Origin of the sequence: Thauera sp. (genome assembly GCF_034003485.1) — a bacterium.
In the GTDB taxonomy this organism is placed as follows: Bacteria; Pseudomonadota; Gammaproteobacteria; order Burkholderiales; family Rhodocyclaceae; genus Thauera.
Genome location: NZ_JAVEYL010000039.1, coordinates 1 through 18,445, shown reverse-complemented (window position 1 = coordinate 18,445; position 18,445 = coordinate 1). Strand labels below are relative to the sequence as shown.

Here is an 18,445-nt window from a genome sequence, read left to right as displayed (position 1 = left end):
ATCGCCAGCAAGGATGGGCGCGCCCTGGCCGTCGGGCCGCGCGGGATCATTCTGTTGTCACGCGACGCCGGTCGGAACTGGTCCCAGATCGTCGCGCCGGTGAGCGCAGACTTCACGACGGTGCGCTTCGGGGTGGGGAGCACCGCATGGGCACTCGGACACGATGCAGTCGTCCTGCGTTCGGATAACGGCGGGGAAACCTGGTCCCGGGTGATGGACGGTCATGCTCTCTTCGAGCTGCTCTCCAAACACTACGGCGCTCTGGCCAATGCGGGCAATGAAGAGGCGGAACGCGTGTTGCGGGACGTCGAGATGGCGGCCGAGCAGTCTGCGACGCCGGGCGTGCTGGCCTATCCGTTTCTCGATATCCACGTAAACGAGCGCGGCGAAGGTTTTCTGGCCGGCGCTTTCGGTCTCCTGCTGCATACCACTGACGGTGGCACCACATGGGAGCCGTGGATCGAGCGCGCGGACAACGGGCGTCGCATGCACCTGTATGCGATCGAGCCGACGCCCGACGGTGGGGTGTTTCTTGCCGGAGAGCAAGGTCTGGTACGTCGCCTCGATCGGGACGCGGCCCGGTTCGAGACCATCGAAACGCCCTATAAGGGTACGTATTTCGGCATCACGGCAGGGCACTCGAAGCTGATCGCCTATGGGTTGCGCGGCAATGCGTTTATCAGCCGCGATGGGGCAACGAGCTGGTCGTCTCTCGCCATGGGCAGCGATGCGAGCGTTGTCGCCGCACTCGAACGCGGCGCGGGACGGCTGGTGTTCGTGACCCAATCTGGTCAGGTCCTGCTGAGTAATGACGATGGGGCGAGCGTGGCAGCGCTCGAGGCGCCACGCGGCGGGGAGGTATTCGCCGCTGCGATGGCCGGTCCGGAAGAGCTCCTGCTCGCCCGAGTCAATGGCGTTGATCTGATCCGTTTGCCCCTCCGGTAACGGCCTCTCCTAATACTGAAATTTGCGAGACACAGCATGGCAGGCCACAGCGAACAAAGAGTGATGCCGGTGATTCGGGACCTGAAGGATTTCGATTTCGGTTCCGGCAGCGTGCTCGAGCGCATCATCTTCAATAATCGCATCGTCGTGCTCCTGGCATGCCTTGTGGCGACTCTCGTACTCGGCTTCGCCGCGACGCGCATCCAGGTTAATGCGAATTTCGAGCGGATGATTCCGCTCGGCAGCCCGTACATCAAGAATTACCTCGATAACAAAAGCGAGTTACCGGGCCTGGGCAACACGATCCGGATCGTCGTCGAGAACAAGTCGGGGGACGTCTTCGACCCCGGGTACCTCGACGTGCTCAAGAAAGTCAATGACGACCTTTACCTGATTCCCGGCGTCGATCGTTCGTGGATGAAGTCGATCTGGATGCCGATTGTCCGCTGGCGCGAGGTGACCGAAGACGGCATTACCGGCGGCGCGGTGATGCCCGCGAGCTTCGACGGCAGCGCGAACGAAGTCGCGAAACTGCGCGAGAACATCGGCAAGGCGGGCATCGTCGGCAGCCTCGTCGCGAATGACATGAAGTCGAGCATGATCGTGGCGCCGCTGCTGGATATTCATCCGAAGACCGGTGAAGCGCTGAATTACGGTGAGTTTGCGGACGCTCTCGAAGCGAAGATCCGCACCTACGAGAGTGACAAGGTCGGCATCCACATCGTCGGCTTCGCGAAGATCGTCGGTGATCTGATCACGGGCCTGCGCGAGGTGATGGTGTTCTTCGCGGTGTCAGTCGTCGTTGCCGCGTTCTTCGTCTATCTCTACACCCGCTGCGTGCGTAGCACGATGCTTCTCGTGACGGTCGCCGTGATCGGCGTGGTGTGGCTGCTTGGGCTGATGCAGTTGCTCGGGTATGAGCTTGATCCGTATTCGATCCTGGTGCCTTTCCTGATCTTCGCCATCGGGCTGTCGCACGGCGCGCAGAAGATGAACGGCATCATCCAGGACATTGGCTGCGGCACCCACAAGTACGTCGCGTCGCGCTACACCTTCCGGCGCCTGTTCATGGCCGGTCTCACGGCACTGCTGGCGAACATCGTCGGCTTTGCTGTACTGATCATCATCGACATCCCGGTTATCCGCGATCTGGCCCTGACCACCAGCGTCGGCGTTTCGGTTCTGATCTTCACGAAGCTTTTCCTCATCCCGGTCGCACTCTCCTATCTCGGCGTCAGCGAATCGGCCATCCGGCATGCCACGGCGGACGACATGAAGGCGGGCGGCCGGCGTTCGTTGCCGGGGCGGGTCTGGCACGGTTTGGACGAACTCACCGAGCGGAGGTGGGCCATTCCGGTCATCGCCATTGCCGCGGTCGTGACCGTCGTTTCCGCAATCGTCATGCAGGACCTGCGCATCGGAGATCTGGATGCCGGGGCACCCGAACTTCGGCCCGAGTCGCGCTACAACCGCGACAACGCATACATCACGGAACACTACGGGCTCTCGAGCGACCAGTTCGTGGTCATCATGAAGACCAGCGACGAAGGCTGTCGCCTGTATTCGAACCTGCAAAAGATGGACGGGCTGGCACAACTGCTGCGGCAGGATGCGGCGGTCCAGACGACGACCTCACTGGCCGAAACGGTGCGGTTCGTGACCTCGGCGATGTTCGAGGGCAGTGGCAAGTGGCTCACGATCAGCCGTAACCAGTCGATCACCGACGGCTCCGTGTCGGCAGCCGTCATCGCAACGCCGGACATCACGAACCAGAGTTGCTCCGTGTCGCCGCTGGTGGTGTACCTCAAGGACCACAAGGCCGATACCCTGGAGCGCATCCTGCAGACCGCGGAAGCGTATGCGGCCGCAAACAATTCGGCGCCCGATGCGAAGGAGCCGGTGCAGTTCCTGCTCGCTGCGGGCAGCGCGGGGATCGAGGCGGCGACCAACATCGAGGTACAGAAGAGCATCGTCACGATGTATCTCGCGGTCTATGGAGCAACGGCGCTGCTGTGCCTGATCACGTTCCGCAGCGTTCGCGCGACGATCGTCGCACTGATCCCGCTCGTCATCACCACGATCCTTTGCAAGGCGCTGATGGTCTGGCTCGGGATCGGACTCAAGGTCGCGACCCTGCCGGTCATCGCGGTTGGTGTCGGTGTCGGTGTCGACTACGCGCTTTATCTGCTAAGCGTGCAGATTGCCGTCCAGCGCCGCGGGGGAAGCTTGCGCGATGCCTATCGCAAGTCGCTCGATTTCACCGGCAAGGTGGTCGCGTTGGTGGGACTCACGATGGCTGCTGGCGTGATCACATGGGCATGGTCGCCGATCAAGTTCCAGGCCGACATGGGGATCCTGCTGACCTTCATGTTCCTGTGGAACATGCTCGGTGCCCTGATCCTGATCCCGGCGCTGTCGCATTTCATGCTCAACCCGCGCGAACCGAGCGGCGCACGTGGAACCCTTTTGCGCGCGGCGGCCTGATTCCTCAAGAAATTCAAGAAAGCCGACATCGCCCGGGCGGGCGGCTGGCGGACAAGACAGACCACAACTGGAGACAAGACGATGTTCGACCTCTTGCTGAGTGCCGACATGATGCTGCCTGATCCCGACGACATGGCTGCGCGACTGGTGAACAAGCTCGGCGTGCACGGCCATCCTAACTGGCGTCAGGCGTTCGACGACCATCCCTACATCGCGCATTTCCTGCGCGTGCACAAGTCGCTGGCGGTCTCTCCGACCCGACTCGAACCGCAATGGCATCTGGATCGCGAGAATCCGGGCGACCCGATGTTCCACGAGTTCCTCGAAAGCCTGAAGGACTACCAGGGACGCCATCGTCCGATGCTCACCCACTCGGTCGTGCTCGCGCTGCAAGGGCCGAAATTCGACGCCTTCGTCGACAAGCTGATGCGTCGCGGGTTGCCGTTCCGGATGGCCCAGCGCACGCCGGACATGCCGTTCGACCGGTTGTGGCTCGGCGCGACGCCCGAGCGGCCGCGTTACACCCCGGTGGTGGATGGCGGCCTGTGCATCGAGGTGATGCCGACCGAACCGCTGCAGATGCCGTCCGAGACATTCGCCGCGCAACCCATGCAGCCGCGCGACCCGAAGCCGGGCGACATGGTGCGCGTCAGCGCGCGCGGATTCCTCGTGCGCGATCTGGACGAGACGCTGCGCTGCTGCTCGAAGAATCTCGACTGGGAGCCGAGCGGCGAAGTCGAAGCGCTGCATCGCGAGGGATACCGCCGCGCGACGATGCCCTTTACGGTAGCCAACAGCGCCAGCCTCCACGTGATCCAGCCCAGCCGCTGGAACAGCGACGCGGGCCTGTACCTGAACAACTGGGGGCCGGGTCTTTACTACATCCGCATCGCAGTGAATGGCCTCAAGGCCAAGGCCGAGGACCTGCGCGCGCGCGGGACCCGTTTCCAATGGATCGAGGAGTCTGAAGCTGTCGGTGGCGGCGCGATGATCCGGATCGATCCGAGCGAGATGCGCGGGCAGCTCATCGAGTTCGAGGAGGTCTGACATGGCATCCGACCTTGCGGTCAAGAATGCCGGGGCCGAGACGATGGCGGTCCCGCTCAACGACGCCGTGGCCGTGGAACGTCAGGGCAGCATCGGCTGGATCGTGCTGACCCGTCCGGCCCAGATCAATGCCATCAACGACGACATTCGCACCGGCGTTCCGCAGGCTCTGCGGGATCTCGAGGCAGACCCGTCGATCCGCGTGATCGTCATTCGTGGGGATGGCCCGCGGGGTTTCTGCGCGGGCGCCGACATCAAGGAACAGCGTGGCCCCGAGACCTCGATCGAAGTGCGCCGGCGCATGCAGGGCGCGCGCTGGGTCGAGGCGTTCGATGCGGCCGAGAAACCCACGATTGCGGCCATTCATGGCTATTGCATGGGAGGGGGCATGGAGCTCGCCCTCGCTTGCGACATCCGCTTTGCCACGCCCGACGCGGTTTTCAGTCTGCCAGAGACTGCCCTGGGCCTGATTCCCGGCGGCGGGGGAACCCAGCGCCTGCCGCGCGTGGTGGGGCCGGGCCGGGCGATGGACCTGCTGCTCACCGGTGACCGCCTGAGCGCCGATGAAGCGAAGGCGATCGGGCTGGTCACCCGGGTGGCGAGCGCGCCGGACAAACTGGTGGAAGAGGTGCGTGCCTTCGCGATGCGCATCGCCTCACGGGCGCCGGCGGCGACGCTGTGTGTGAAGCGCGCTGCGCGTGCCGCACTGGACGTCGACCTCAAGAAGGGGCTGGACCTCGAGCTGGATCTTTTCGCACTGCTCAAACCCAGCGACGACGCGCGGGAGGCGGCGATCGCCTTTCGCGAAAAGCGCGAACCGCGCTTTACCGGTCGCTAAGCGACGCGCTCCGCGCAGACAAGAATCAGGAGACAGACAAATGAGCGAGCGAAAACTGGATGGCCGTGTCGCGATCGTGACCGGGGCGGCCGGCGGCCTCGGCGCCGAATCGGCCCGCGTGCTGGCGATGCACGGTGCGAGTGTGGCAATCACGGACATCGATCTCGACGGCGCACGCAAGGTGGCCGCCGAGATCGAGTCAGGCGGTGGGCGCGCGATTGCCGTGCGGGCCGACGTCTCGTCCGAGGCGGACGTCGCGGCGATGGTCGCGGCGGTGGTGGACCGCTTCGGGCGAGTGGACGTACTGTACAGCAATGCGGCGATCCTGAGCGTCGAGCAACGCCAGCGCGACCGCGACGTTGCCAACATGGACGTCGAGGCGTGGGACCGCGCGATGGCGGTGAATCTGCGCGGTGCGATGCTGTGCGCCAAGTATGCGATCCGCGAGATGCTCAAGCAGAAGAAAGGCTCCCTGATCTTCGCGACCTCCGGGCTCGGCGCCCAAGGCGACCTGTCGCTGTCGGCCTACGCCGCCTCGAAGGCGGCGCTGATGATGCTCAGCAAGTCGATTGCGACCCAGTACGGCAAGGAGGGCATTCGCTCCAACGCGCTGCAGATCGGCCTCGCGCCGGCGGAGAACGCCCACGGGAGCATGCCGCCGGCCGTGATCCAGATCATCCGCGACAACCACCTTACGCCCGATGTCGGCACCCCGCGCCAGATCGCCGACGTGGTGGCCTTCCTCGCGTCCGACGAGTCGTCCTTCGTGACCGGCACGACGCTGGTCGCCGATGGCGGTTTCTCATGCCACACGCCCTCGCTTGTCGCAATGAAGGCCCTCTTCGCGCAGACCGGCGCGAAGGGTATGTAAGGAGTCGTCGATGAAAGCAGCTGTCATCAGCGAGCGGGGTGCCGCTCCAGTCGTGCAGGAGTTTCCGGAACCGGCGTCCCAGGAAGGCGCCGTCCTCATCGACATGGACACGGCGGGGCTCGGGGGCTGGGACGTACTCGGCGCGTACCGGCTGGGCGTGCAATACCCGTGCGTGATCCGCGGCGAAGGCGTGGGCAGGGCGCCGGACGGCCGCCGCGTGTATTTCGGCGAGCGCTCGGTGATGCCCTTCGGGGCGTGGGCCGAGCGTACGCTGGTGCCGGCCGATGAGGTCTGGGACGTGCCCGACGACGTCGACGACAAGACCGCGATCACGATGGGCATCGCCGCCACCGGCGCACTGGTGCCGCTCGAGCGGGCCAACATCCAGCGGGGTGAGCAGGTTCTGGTGCTCGGTGCGACCGGCACGCTCGGGCAGGTGGCGCTGCAACTCGCCCGCTATCTCGGCGCGGGTAGGGTCGTCGCGGCCGCACGCTCCGTCGAGACCCTGCAGCGCCTGAAGACGCGCGGGATTGCCGACGAAGTCGTGGCGCTCGGTAGCGAGAACGATGTCGCGGCGTTGAAGGACGCGGCGGGCGACGGTTTCGACGTCGTGCTCGATCTGGTGTGCGGGCAGCCGATGCTCAACGCCCTCAAGGCGACCCGATGGGGCGCACGCATCATGACGATCGGCACAGGTGCGGGGCGTCAGATCAATCTCGACATCGCCGATCTGCTTTTCCGCACGCTGTCATGCGTGGGTACGGGGCAGCGTCCGCCGGCCGATCGCCGCGCGATCTGGGAGCGTCTGCTGCGCATTGCACACACAGAGAATATCCAGGTCGACTACGCCGACTATACGCTGGATCAGGCTGCCGAAGCCTGGGCGTCGCAGATTGCCGGGCCGCACGCGAAGATCACCGCGCGGATCAGGGGCTGACCGGCAAGGGGCAGGGGAGGCTGAGCATGGGACGATGGTGGGTGGTCGCGCTGTCCGAGGCGGTGCACGGTGACAAGGCGCTCGCGGTGACCTGCGAAGGCGAGCAACTCGCCGTGTTTCGCGACGGGAAGGGCGCCGTGTTCGCGCTGGAGGACCGGTGTCCGCACCGGCGTGTGCCACTGTCGCCCGGACCCGTGAAAGCCGGTGGTCTTCAGTGCCCCTACCACGGCTGGACTTTCGACGGCGCGACGGGCCTGTGCAATGACATTCCCAACCTGCGTCGCGATGAGCGGGTGCCGGCGCGTTATGCGGTGCGCGCCTTTCCGGCGGCCGAGGCGAACGGCTTCATCCACGTCTGGCGGGGGGCGGGAACGCCCGCCGCCGTATTGCCGGGCGCGTCGTATCGCGCGGCAGGTCGCGAACAGACCGGTTCAGCGGTGGCTAATATTGCGTTCGAGCAATATCTCGACGTGATGCTCGACGGCCCGGAATGCCTGGTTTCCTTCCCCGGCGTGCACATCACCGATTTCTTCCTCGGCGATCCGCGCCGCGACGGCGAGCATCTTGTCCTCGATCGAGGTGCGGTGTGGAAGTGCAAGGGAAATGGGCCAGCCTTCGTGCGAGACCATTCGCTCTGGGTACGTACTCGCGTACCGCTAAGGGGCGGTGACATTCGCGTGGAACTCCTCAGCGCCGACGAAGAGCCGCTCGTCACGATCTTCATCGCTGCCAGCGAGAACAGGCGCGGTACCACCAGTCTGGTCTGGCGCGGTTTTCGTCATGCCACGGCAGCGCCGCTGTCGTGGCGGTGGCGGATGGCGCGGGCGATCGGACGTGCTCCGTTCGCAATCTTCCCCCATATCGACGGCGCAGCCGTGGCGGCACTCGAAGTCGCACCGTCACGAGATCGCAGATTGGCGAAGACCGATGCGAGGACGCCGGCCGAGCGCGTGGTGCCGGTGCAGGAGAGGTGCGCAGTATGAGCGAAGTCCCGATGATGGATGCGGCAGGGCGCGAAGCGGAGGCGACCTCCAAGCGCGACTGGGTACCGATCAATCTCGATCTGCGCGACACTTGGTTTCCGGTCGCCTACAGTGCCGACATCGGCGAGCGGGCGGTGCGCCGTATCGTCCATGCGCAGGACGTATATCTATGGCGCGACGGCGGGAGGTTATATGCGGCCGAGTTCCGCCCCGACCGCCTCGAGGCGATGCGCGCCGGCGCAAGTGCCTTTACGAACGGCTCCGGTTTCTATCCGGCTGTCGAGCGCTACGGGTATATCTGGACGTGGTACGGAAACCCCGATAACGCGCACGAGGAACTGATCCCGAACATCCCCTTCCTGCCCCCCGATGGTCAGGGGATCCCTCGCTACACGCAGCGCGCCGTGCGCTTCGATGCGGCCTCGCCGCTGTCCGTCGAGAACCTCATCGATCTGACACATGCCGACTTTCTGCATGCCAATGCGATCGGTGACAGCCAGTCCGAGAACGACGTCGTCGAGGTCCATTCGACCTCCGAGACGGTGACTCGCATCCGCAACGTCACCCGCAAGTCGGTGGCGCCGGTGATGCGCTGGATCGGAGGCGTACGCGCCCAATACCAGGATCTGCGCGCCGTGCTGCATGTCCATCTGCGCAACAACGTGTGCATCTCTTACCCGAACTTCACCCCGGGCTATCCGATTCCGAACGTGCAGCCCTTTGTGCCAGTCGGCAAGCACCGTTCTCGCGTTGACCAGACGAACTACACCGTCCATGCGCCGGCACCGTTTCGCTGGCTGATGCCGCGCATCTCCTACGTGATCCAGCCACAGGACAACTCGGTGCTGCGCCCTCAGAACGCACGCTATTTCGAGTCCACCGAACGCCGCGACCTGAGCTCGCGTTTCGACGGCCCCGGCAACCGCTACCGATTGCTGATGGTGCGTCTTGCCGAGAGGCAGCAGCGCGGGGACTTCGGCTACGGCGCCGATGCCGACCCGAGTGCCGACATTTCGGCAGTGCTCGGCATGCGGGGCTGATTTCTGCAATCCGGATACCGTCCCGGTACAAGGCAACTCGGCACCACCGTGATCCTGGCGGGCTTGGCGATGCTCGGCCCGTTTTCGATCAACACCTACCTGCCATCCTTCGGGGAAATGGCGGTGGTGCTCGGCACGGATCGAGTCGCGTTGCAGCAGACAGTGGCGATCTACTTCGCCGCCTTTGCCTTCATGGCCCTGTGGCATGGCACGATCTCGGATTCCTTCGGGCGCCGCCGCGTGGTGCTGGCCGGTCTGGTCGTCTATGCATTGGCGTCGCTCGGATGCGCGCTTGCGACACAAGTGGAGCAGTTGTGGGTTCTGCGGGCACTCCAGGGCTTTTCGGCGGGTGCCGGGATCGTGATCGGTCGCGCCGTCGTCCGGGACCTGCATGAAGGGCCGCGTGCGCAGCGCATGATGTCGCAGGTGGTGTTGATGTTCTCGATCGCACCTGCCGTCGCTCCTTTGGTGGGCGGCTGGTTGCAGGTCGCGCTGGGCTGGCGCTCCGTATTCGTGTTCCTGTGCCTGCTTGCCACCAGCCTGCTCGTCGCCGTGTTTTTCGGATTGCCGGAGACCCTGCCAGCCTCGCAGCGTCACCCGTTCAATCCGGCGGGTGTGCTTCGCGGTTACGCGTCCGTGCTCGGAAACGCGCGCTTCATGAGCTGGGCATTGGCCTATGCCTGCATGTTCGGCGGCTTCTTCCTTTACGTACTGTCTGCGCCGGTGTTCCTGATGGAGCACCTTGGCCTGGGCGAGACCGATTTCCTGTGGATGTTCGGACCTGCGACGGTGGGGCTGATGCTGGGCTCTGCGCTTGCGGGCCGCCTTGCGCAGCGCTGGTCCACGGCCGCCACCCTGAAGGCCGGCTTCGCGATCATGGCTGCCGCCACTCTCTGGAATCTCGCCGTGTGTCTCGTCGAACCCGGCGGCACGACGTGGTATGTGGCGTATCTCCTGTTCTTCAATCTGGGCATGGCGGTGATGATTCCAACGATCACGGTGCGCGGCCTGGATTGCGTACCGGAGCGCCGCGGCACCGGCTCATCGGTTCAGCTGTTCATCCAGACGGGATTCAACGCCTGGATTGCCGCGGTGCTGGCGCCACTGATGTGGAATTCGCTGCTGTCCCTCGCGCTGGGAGCCGCCGCTCTCGCCCTGTGCGGCGTCCTCGGGGTGGTCGTGGCGGGCCGCCTGTCCAGCTGAAGATCCGAGGCCTATCAAGGAGAGGGGCGCCCCTTTACTGCTGCGCTATGTGCGAGCGACCGCGAATCAGCTTGATCTTGCGGCGTGGCGGTAGCCCCGAAACAGGATCAACGGCATCCGCAGCAGCGTCCGCCAACCGAGCAGCTGCAGCGCCTGCCAGCAGTCTTCGGGGCGGATCAGGATGGTGGTGGCCATCGAGCCCATGACCTTGCCCTTCATGACCAGGGTGTCGTCCTTTCGCTGGATGGACTTCACTTCGACCATCTCCACGCCTTCCTTGCTGAACATCTTCACGGCTGCCGCTCTCCATCACTTTGGACGTGACCGCAACCGCGCGACGCGGTCGCGGCGTTCCACGGGTCAGTTTTCGATGAGGTCGTCGAAATCCATGCCCAGGTCTTCCAACACCACCTGTGCCGCATTGCGTCCGGACGCTGCGGTGACTCCGCCCCCCGGATGGGTGGACGCGCCCGCCATGTACAGACCTGCCACCGGCGACTTGTACTGCCCGTAGCCCGGGGCAGGGCGGTTGCCCGCGATCTGCCAGTTGTACGAGCCGAAGTGCAGGATGTCCGCACCGATCATCGCGTTGTTGTGGCGCTCGATATCGAGCGGTGTGAACCACGAGAAACCGATGATGTTGTCGTCGCCCATATTGGTCGTGAGATTGCGCAGGTCGTCGAGGAATCCGTAAGCGATTTCCTTGCCGATCTCGTCCCAACGCTGCGGGCCGCCCTTTACGTTGTAGGGGCAGAACGCGTACATGTTGAGCACACGCTTGCCCTCGGGTGCCCGCGTCTTGTCATAGACGTCCTGCATCACGTAGGCGACGAAGTCGCGGCGCGGGATGCCGTATTCGAGATCGGAGAAGGCGCGTGCGAACTCCTCCCAGTCGGAGTGCGAACGCTCGACCCAGAAGAAATCGTCCACCGCTGGACCGACCTTGTACTGCGGCGCCTCGTGCAGCGCGAGGTGCAGGTTGAAGGGCTGGAAGCTGTTGCGTTTCAGCCCCCGAATCCGCGGCTCGAATCCTTCCGGCAGATTTGCGCCCGGCACCATGTGCGGGAACACCTGTTGCACGTGCATCGTCGAGATGACGCCTTTCCTCGCGATGATCTCCTCGCCCGATTCGAGCACGACGCCCGTCACCTTGCTGCCATCCATGCGCATCTGCTTGACGGGTGCATTGACGCGTACCGCGCCGCCATGCGATTCGAAGCACTCCCGCAGCTTGTCCGCGAAGGCGCCCGAGCCGCCGACGGGAATGCCGACACCGTAGCGGTGCATGAAGGGCAGAATGATGTAGAAACCGAATCCCGTGCCGTTGTTGAACGGGTTCATCATGGCTTCCGAGGCATAGCGGGCCAACGCGATGCGCACCTTGGGGTGCTCGAACCATTCGCAGATGAAGTCCCATGCGCTCATCGACTGGGTTCGCATCAGCGATTGCCCGACCACGCTCTGCTCCATCATCACGGCTTGCGCCCCCGCGTTCGGGGGTGCATGGAACATGCCCATCACCATCATGTCGAGGTTCTGGAAAACCTCCTTGTTGAAGCGCCGGTAGGCTTCCGCATCCTTCTGCGAGAATTTTGCGATCGCTTGGGCAGTCTGCTCGAGGTCGGTGTAAAACTCGAGCGTGGTCCCGTCGTCGTAGAAGATCGCAGTCATCTTGTCGGGGTTGATGTACTTCAGCCCGAACTTCGATTTCAGCTGCAGTTCGTCGTTGCGCAGCAATGGGTTGGCCTGCAGCAGGGTGTGTGCGACCGAGCAGACGTCATGCTTGAAGCCCGGCGCCGTCAGCTCGCGCGTCATGACGCCGCCGCCGACCTTGTCGTTTTTCTCGACGACGCATACCTTCAGTCCCGCCTTCGCCAGGTAGCACGCGGCCACCAGACCGTTGTGGCCACCACCGGCGACCACGATGTCGTATTGTTCGCTCATGGATATCTCCCGTTATCGGTTCCATCGTCGGGCGTGAGGGCGCCCGCCGCGCTATCGCGGATAGCGCGGGATGTCTTCCTCTCATGCTGCGGGCACCGTGAAGCGCCCCCGGATCAGAGTGCGGTCTCGGCGTCCGCCTGTTTGAACATGGCGTTGATGTCGCCCGAAGTGACCGGTTTGCCGGCTTCCCGCTTCGGTGCCGCGCCCCCCATGCCTTGCGTGGGCGAGGTGTCGATGCCCTTGGCGCGAGCCTGCGCGCGCAGCGCGCCTACGGTGCAGTTCTCGCGGCCGAGGATCGCGAACGGGTCGTAGCTGTATTCGCGCATCACGTTCCGGTGAGTGACCTTGGCGATGGTCTCGTCGGGGAGGTGCCTGAAGCTCCCCCACACCACTTCCGGAGAATTCGGCCAGGTGCAATCGGAATGCGGGTAGTCGCATTCCCAGCCAACCATGTCTTCACCGATGTGCTTCAGGTTCTGCAGGCCGAAGTCGTCCTCGATGAAACACGTGATGATGTGCTCCTTGAAGATTTCGCTCGGCTTCTTGCCGCCGAAGCTGGCATTCGTCCAGGCCTTGTGATGCCGGTGGGTGAAATCCGCGCGCTCGAGGAGGTAGGGAATCCACCCGATGCCGCCCTCGGAAAGCGCCATCTTCAGCGTCGGGTACTTCCTCCACATTGGAGCCCAGATCCAGTCGGCCGCCGAGTTCGCGATCGAGATCGGCATCGAAGTGATCCACGCGTCGATCGGCGACAGGTCGGAGGCGTGCTCGGCCTTGACGCCGGTGCCGATGTGGCAGTTGATGACCACCGCGTTGTCCGCGCAGGCCTTCCACACCGGGTCCCAGTACGAATCGTGGATCGATGGGAAGCCATGCAGGGCGGGGTTGTCGGAGAAGGAGATCGCGTGCACCCCGTCCTTCGCCATGCGGTTGATTTCGGCGGCGGCGGCCTGCGGATCCCACCAGGGAATCAGCGCCATCGGGATGAAGCGACCCGGGGCGGCGTTGCACCAGTCGTGCAGGTGCCAGTCGTTGTAGGCCTGGATGGCGGCGAGCGATACGTCGCGCGCGTTCTCGTACTGCTGGAAGCGCTGCCCCGCGAAGCCGGGGAAGGTCGGGAAACACAGCGAGCCGAGCACGCCATTGGCGTTCATGTCGTCGACGCGCGCCTGGACGTCCCAAGTGCCGCGCCTCATGTGTTCGTAACCGAGCGGCTCCATGCCGTACTCTTCCTTGGGGCGACCGACGACCGAGTTGAGGCCCATGTAGCCGGTTGCCCGTCCTTCGAAAACCCACACGTCACGACCCTTATGCTTCTCGATGTGAGGCTCGCGCCCCTTGAAGCGGGCCGGCATGTGGCGCGCAAAGGCGTTCGGGGGTTCGATGGCGTGGTCGTCGATGCTGACGAGGATGAGTTCTTCAAGTTTCATCGCGTGTTGTCTCCGATTCCGCCCTCGCATGCCGCGCACGTGGCCGAGCGGCATGCAGGCGGTATGTTTGTGGTAGTGGTCGCCGTTGCGCGTCTAAAGGATCACGCCCAGGTTGGGGGTGCCGATGACGACTTGGTCGAGCAGGATCTCGCGGCGAGCGAGTTTCAGCGCGCCATCCTCGCGGCGCAGAATGTCGTGGCGGACGCAGGGGATCAGGTCGAAGTAGTCGAAATCGAAACGGCTGCGTGTGAGGAGCAGATAGCTCTCGACCTTCAGGTCATCGCTGTCGTCGATTCGGTAGACGCGTACGTTCGTGACCAGACGCTTGATGCGCGATGGCGGATCCTCGCCCCAGGCGCTCTTGGTGTCGGTAATGCGCTTGACCCGCATGAGCATCGAGCCGTAATTCTCGTGCAGGTGCTGGACGTTGCGCGAATAGGTCTGGTCGAACTGTGACGTCGAACGCGTGTGGCGCAGGGGCGCGTTGTATTCGAGGTCCTTGGTGAGCAGCTCCGCCCATTCGCCGAGGCGCAGGTTGTCGAGCATTTCGGCTTCGTCGTAGAGGAAGTCGAGAACCTCGTTGTAGGTATCGCTGCCGGAGGGAATACGGTTCGCCTTGATCGAGGGCGGCAGCGGAGTCGGTTCGAGCAGTTGCTGAAGCATGGAGGTCTCCTGAAATAGGGGTAGTTAGTCGCGCTGTGATCAGTTCTCGGCAGTCATCAGTTCGTACCAGTATTCCCACCAGCGCCACTGGGTGTCGTCCTTCGTGAAGCCGTCGCCGACATCGCCCGGGCCCGGCCAGCCTTCGAGCCTGTTGTTCTCGTACATCGACTGATACTTCATCGTGATGTGCTTGCTCACGGCACCCTTCGCCGCGAGCGTCTGGTGCGGCCAGGTGTCCGAATCGTCCTGCTCGACCATCCCCGAAGTGCCCAGGAGTTGGACGCCAAGGCGCAGCATCTTGGCCTTCAGTTCCGGCGGAGTGTCCTTCTCGGCCAGGATCCAGTTCACGAATTCCAGCTTGTCCGGCCCCTTCGGGACATACGCATGCAGCGCCATGACCCCGATCACGCCATCGGGCGAGGGGATGTAGACGAACTCGAACAGCCCGTTGGGAAAGAAGTTGCCCACCTGGGGCGGACGCCAGGCCATGACGCGCAGCTGGTCATCGCTGAAGCGACGGAGCACTTCCGGCAGCATCTCGGGCGTGATGCCCGGCGGGGGCAGCGCCTCGAGTTTCTCCTTGATCGACAACTCGCTCGGGTCCTTCCCCGTCAGGCGTCGGATCTTGCGGTCCAGCTCGATGCATCGCATGGTATGTGCGTGCGCGGTGTAGACCTCGGTGCCGTACATCTCCGGCGTCAGATCGCCGCCACCACCTTCGCTGCCGGGCTTGCGATAGGGGCCCACTTCCGACAGCCAGCGGTGCAGGGTCAGCACATGGAATCCGTCCGACGCCGACTGCTCGCAGGCGGTCTTCCAGTTCGCACGGATCGTGAAACGCTGCGGGGGGCCCAGCACTTCCATGCCCTTGTCAGTGCGGCACCAGAGCGTGTCGAAATACCATTTCGCATCGCCGAGGAAGTCCTCGAAGCTAGGGCCCTCGATGTTCCATGTCGCGAAGACCAAGCCGCCATAGATCGCGACGCGCGCCTTCTTCAGGCCAAGTTCCTGCTTGGTCATCATCTTTCCGTGCATGCATTCCTTCTCGACCGGCGCGCCGATGAAGTCGCCGTTCGGCTTGAATGCCCAGCCGTGGTAGATACAGACGTGAGTCATCGTGTTACCCACGTCGTGGGTCGAGATCTTCATGCCCCGATGGGGGCAGACGTTGAGGGAGACGTGCACCTCGCCGTCCGCCCCGCGTGCCATCAGCACGGAATCCGATCCCATGTCGCGGACAACGAAATCGCCCTTGTTCGGGATTTCGGTTTCGTGCCCCAGGAATACCCAGGTCTTGGCGAAGATGCGCTCCATCTCGAGCTCGAACAGTTCGGGATCGGAAAGCGCCCGCATCTTGACTTCGCGGGTTTCGAGGTTGATCAGATCGGAAAGCAGGGTGCCGTCCGAGAGTTTGGGGTTCGATTTTCTGTCCATGTGGTCCTCCTCCTTGAAGGTCGTCCGTTCGTCTGTGCTTGAAAACTAAACAAAAACACAAAAGATGTATAATTTAAGCGGAGTATCCTACCGTTGCTTACGGTGTGATTTGATCTATGTCAACAAAATGGCCGGTGGTGCCCCTCGACTAAACGCGAGATGCGCAGGCTTGTGTGGCTTTGTGGAAGTTGAACACTTTTCCCGTAAAGTGGATCAATGCCGTCCCTGCGAGGCAAGTTCAAGACGTGGCAGGAGAGCTGAATGGATTTCGGAATCAATGGACGTCGGGCGATCGTGTGCGCCTCCTCGCGCGGCCTTGGAAAAGCCTGTGCCTTGGCGTTGGCGCGGGAAGGCTGTGCGGTCATCCTCAATGGACGTGACGAGGAGCGCCTGAGCTTGGCGGCAGACGAGATCGCGCGGGAGACCGGAGTGAGGCCCGCCACCGTCGTTGCCGACCTCGATACCGAGCGAGGGCGGCAGCTTCTGCTTGCCGCGTGCGATGAACCGGACATCCTGGTCACTAATAACGGCGGGCCCGCGCCCGGCAGGATCGAGGATTGGGATCACGCAGCGTGGCTGGGCGCCATCGAAGCCAACATGCTGTCCGGGATACTCCTCATCCAGGCCGTCGTGGGGGGAATGCGGAAGCGCAAGTTCGGGCGCATCGTCAATATCACCTCCGCGATGGTGAAATCGCCGCAGCTCCCGCTCGGGCTTTCGACTGCCGCGCGCACCGGATTGACGGCCTTCTCCAAGGCGCTATCGCGAGCCGTCGCGCGCGACAACGTCACGATCAATAACCTGCTGCCGGAGCGGATCGAAACCGACCGGCTGCGCTACATGATCGAACAGCAGGCGACGAGAGCCGGGTGCAGCTTCGAGGAGGCCCGGCATGACATGCTCAAGCCCGTCGCTGCAGGCAGATTCGGCCGCCCCGAGGAGTTCGCCGCCGCATGTGCGTTTCTGTGTTCAATGCAGGCTTCCTACATATCGGGACAGAACTTGCAGGTGGACGGTGGAAGCTACAGCGGGCTCATGTAAGAGCGCTCACCCGCTGCAAACCACGGCGTCCGGCCGCCTTACAGAATTCAACCTCCGTCGGAGCAATTCATGATCACGCGAATGGACCACTTCACGATCGTTACCGATCGCCTCGATGTGACGCGTCGCTTCTACACGGAACTGCTCGAGATGGAGGAAGGGCCGCGTCCGCCTTTTCCCGTCCCAGGCTGCTGGCTCTACATATCGCAGCAACCCGTGCTGCACGTCATCAGTGTCAAAGCGATGCCCGAGCCGCGTCGGGGCGTTCTCGACCACATGGCATTTCGTGCCGAGGGACTGGTGCGCACGCTGAATCGCCTGGATGCCGCCGGCGTCAGCTACCGCATCATTCGCGCGCCGGGCGAACTGCACACGTGGCAGGTCTTTTTCATGGATCCGAACGGGGTTGAAGTCGAACTCGACTTCGACCCATCCGAAAGCGGTCCCCATGATTGGAAAACGCGGAGGGCGGCGATTTAATTGGGGCGACTGGAACTCAAGCACGAGCGACTAGCCCGAACTTTGCCCCCAACAACTCAGCAACCCGGGGTTCGACACTTAACCCCGATTTTCGCCCCTTTTCGGAAAGTGCCTTCAGCACCGGCGCGGGTTTCAAGGCCATGATCGCAAAAGTGCTGTGGTGGCACGTTTGTAACAGTTACCGTCAAACTTGACGAGGCCTTGTGCCTGGTTAGAGTGGCGGCATGCACGTCAAGCTCACCACCTCCGGAGGCCGCCGCTACGTCCAGCTCGTCGAGTCCTATCGGGACGAAGTGGGACGGGTGAAGAAGCGCACCGTCGCCACGCTCGGCCGTGCCGAGCAGGTCGATGGTTCGCTCGACGCGGTGATCAACGGCCTGCTGAAGATCACCGGTCGCTAACCGATGGGCGCCAAGCCGCCAGCACCCACGGTATCGTTCGAGTCCGCGCGCTCGCTCGGTAACGTGTGGGCGCTGACCGAGCTTTGGAGATCGCTCGGCTTTTCCGGGCTGCGCCGGGTGTTTCGCCGCACGCGCCGCACCACGGACGTGGAAGCGTTGCTCCGGCTGATGGTGCTCAACCGCCTGTGCGACCCCGAATCCAAGCTCGGCGTGCTGCGTTGGGTACAGACGGTGGCGCTGCCCGACTTCGGGCCGAAGGCGGTGACGCACCAGCAGTTGCTGCGCAGCCTCGATGCGCTGATGGATCACCAGGACGAGGTCGATGCCGTGGTCGCCGGGCTGCTGCGCCCGCTGATCGACCAGGATCTGTCGGTGGTGTTCTACGACCTCACCACGATCCGTAGCGAAGGACTCAGCCAGCAGCCCGGCGACGTGCGCCAGTACGGCATGGCCAAGGAGGGGCTGATTGCCCGCCAGTTCATGCTCGGCGTGGTGCAGACCGCCGAGGGGCTGCCGATCTACCACGAGGTGTTCGACGGCAACACGGCCGAGACCCGGACCCTGTTGCCCACGCTCTCCAAGGTGCTCGAGCGCTTCCCGTCGGTGCAGCGCCTGGTGCTGGTCGCCGACCGGGGGCTGCTCAGCCTGGACAATCTGGAGGCGCTGAAAGCCGTGCGCCTGGCCAGCGGCAAGCCGCTCGAATT

At 63.8% G+C, this 18,445-nt stretch carries 16 protein-coding genes and 1 pseudogene; 12 read left to right on the top strand and 5 right to left on the bottom strand.

What is annotated here, in order from left to right; translation table 11 throughout:
* From RBT54_RS16375 to RBT54_RS16335, 9 genes are all read left to right on the top strand, one after another.
* On the top strand, positions 1-945 hold a 945-nt coding region (locus RBT54_RS16375), incomplete at its 5' end, for a WD40/YVTN/BNR-like repeat-containing protein (protein WP_320368124.1).
* A gap of 36 nt (positions 946-981) precedes the next feature.
* Complete coding sequence (locus RBT54_RS16370; RefSeq protein ID WP_320368123.1) at positions 982-3,429, top strand: efflux RND transporter permease subunit; 2,448 nt, start codon at positions 982-984, stop codon at positions 3,427-3,429.
* A gap of 81 nt (positions 3,430-3,510) precedes the next feature.
* On the top strand, positions 3,511-4,476 hold the full coding sequence (locus tag RBT54_RS16365; protein WP_320368122.1) for a lactoylglutathione lyase: 966 nt from the start codon (positions 3,511-3,513) through the stop codon (positions 4,474-4,476).
* A gap of 43 nt (positions 4,477-4,519) precedes the next feature.
* The gene (locus RBT54_RS16360; RefSeq protein WP_320368121.1) at positions 4,520-5,314 is read left to right on the top strand and encodes an enoyl-CoA hydratase/isomerase family protein; all 795 of its coding nucleotides are present in this window, start codon (positions 4,520-4,522) and stop codon (positions 5,312-5,314) included.
* 40 nt (positions 5,315-5,354) lie between these two features.
* Positions 5,355-6,185 carry an SDR family NAD(P)-dependent oxidoreductase gene (locus RBT54_RS16355; protein ID WP_320368120.1) on the top strand — a complete coding sequence of 277 codons (831 nt, stop codon included), beginning with the start codon at positions 5,355-5,357 and terminating at the stop codon, positions 6,183-6,185.
* A gap of 10 nt (positions 6,186-6,195) precedes the next feature.
* Positions 6,196-7,122: a quinone oxidoreductase family protein gene (locus tag RBT54_RS16350; RefSeq protein WP_320368119.1), complete on the top strand. Its 927-nt coding sequence runs from the start codon at positions 6,196-6,198 to the stop codon at positions 7,120-7,122.
* A gap of 26 nt (positions 7,123-7,148) precedes the next feature.
* Positions 7,149-8,105 carry a Rieske 2Fe-2S domain-containing protein gene (locus RBT54_RS16345; protein WP_320368118.1) on the top strand — a complete coding sequence of 319 codons (957 nt, stop codon included), beginning with the start codon at positions 7,149-7,151 and terminating at the stop codon, positions 8,103-8,105.
* On the top strand, positions 8,102-9,145 hold the full coding sequence (locus RBT54_RS16340; protein WP_320368117.1) for an oxygenase: 1,044 nt from the start codon (positions 8,102-8,104) through the stop codon (positions 9,143-9,145). Before RBT54_RS16345 ends, RBT54_RS16340 begins: the two co-directional genes overlap by 4 nt.
* Positions 9,146-9,193: 48 nt before the next feature.
* Positions 9,194-10,348, top strand: a complete 1,155-nt coding sequence (locus tag RBT54_RS16335; protein WP_320368116.1) for a multidrug effflux MFS transporter — start codon at positions 9,194-9,196, stop codon at positions 10,346-10,348.
* A 66-nt stretch (positions 10,349-10,414) separates the two neighbouring features.
* On the opposite strand, the gene RBT54_RS16330 is transcribed toward RBT54_RS16335, so the two are convergent.
* The 5 genes from RBT54_RS16330 to RBT54_RS16310 form a co-directional block, all read right to left on the bottom strand.
* The gene (locus RBT54_RS16330) at positions 10,415-10,636 is read right to left on the bottom strand and encodes a hypothetical protein (protein WP_228111604.1); all 222 of its coding nucleotides are present in this window, start codon (positions 10,634-10,636) and stop codon (positions 10,415-10,417) included.
* 72 nt (positions 10,637-10,708) lie between these two features.
* Complete coding sequence (locus tag RBT54_RS16325) at positions 10,709-12,292, bottom strand: NAD(P)/FAD-dependent oxidoreductase (protein ID WP_320368115.1); 1,584 nt, start codon at positions 12,290-12,292, stop codon at positions 10,709-10,711.
* A gap of 113 nt (positions 12,293-12,405) precedes the next feature.
* Positions 12,406-13,722: an amidohydrolase family protein gene (locus tag RBT54_RS16320; protein ID WP_153169488.1), complete on the bottom strand. Its 1,317-nt coding sequence runs from the start codon at positions 13,720-13,722 to the stop codon at positions 12,406-12,408.
* A gap of 93 nt (positions 13,723-13,815) precedes the next feature.
* On the bottom strand, positions 13,816-14,385 hold the full coding sequence (locus tag RBT54_RS16315) for an aromatic-ring-hydroxylating dioxygenase subunit beta (RefSeq protein ID WP_018990641.1): 570 nt from the start codon (positions 14,383-14,385) through the stop codon (positions 13,816-13,818).
* A gap of 39 nt (positions 14,386-14,424) precedes the next feature.
* Positions 14,425-15,819 (bottom strand): aromatic ring-hydroxylating dioxygenase subunit alpha, encoded by a 1,395-nt coding sequence (locus RBT54_RS16310; RefSeq protein WP_153169487.1) that lies wholly within the window; start codon positions 15,817-15,819, stop codon positions 14,425-14,427.
* Positions 15,820-16,080: 261 nt separating this feature from the next.
* On the opposite strand from RBT54_RS16310, the gene RBT54_RS16305 reads away from it, so the two are divergent.
* The 3 genes and pseudogenes from RBT54_RS16305 to RBT54_RS16295 form a co-directional block, all read left to right on the top strand.
* Positions 16,081-16,860 (top strand): SDR family oxidoreductase, encoded by a 780-nt coding sequence (locus RBT54_RS16305; RefSeq protein WP_320368114.1) that lies wholly within the window; start codon positions 16,081-16,083, stop codon positions 16,858-16,860.
* Between the two features lie 69 nt (positions 16,861-16,929).
* Entirely contained in the window at positions 16,930-17,340 is a 411-nt protein-coding gene (locus tag RBT54_RS16300) for a VOC family protein (RefSeq protein ID WP_320368113.1), read from the top strand.
* A gap of 224 nt (positions 17,341-17,564) precedes the next feature.
* Positions 17,565-18,445 (top strand): annotated as a pseudogene (locus RBT54_RS16295) (IS1634 family transposase); the annotation flags it as partial.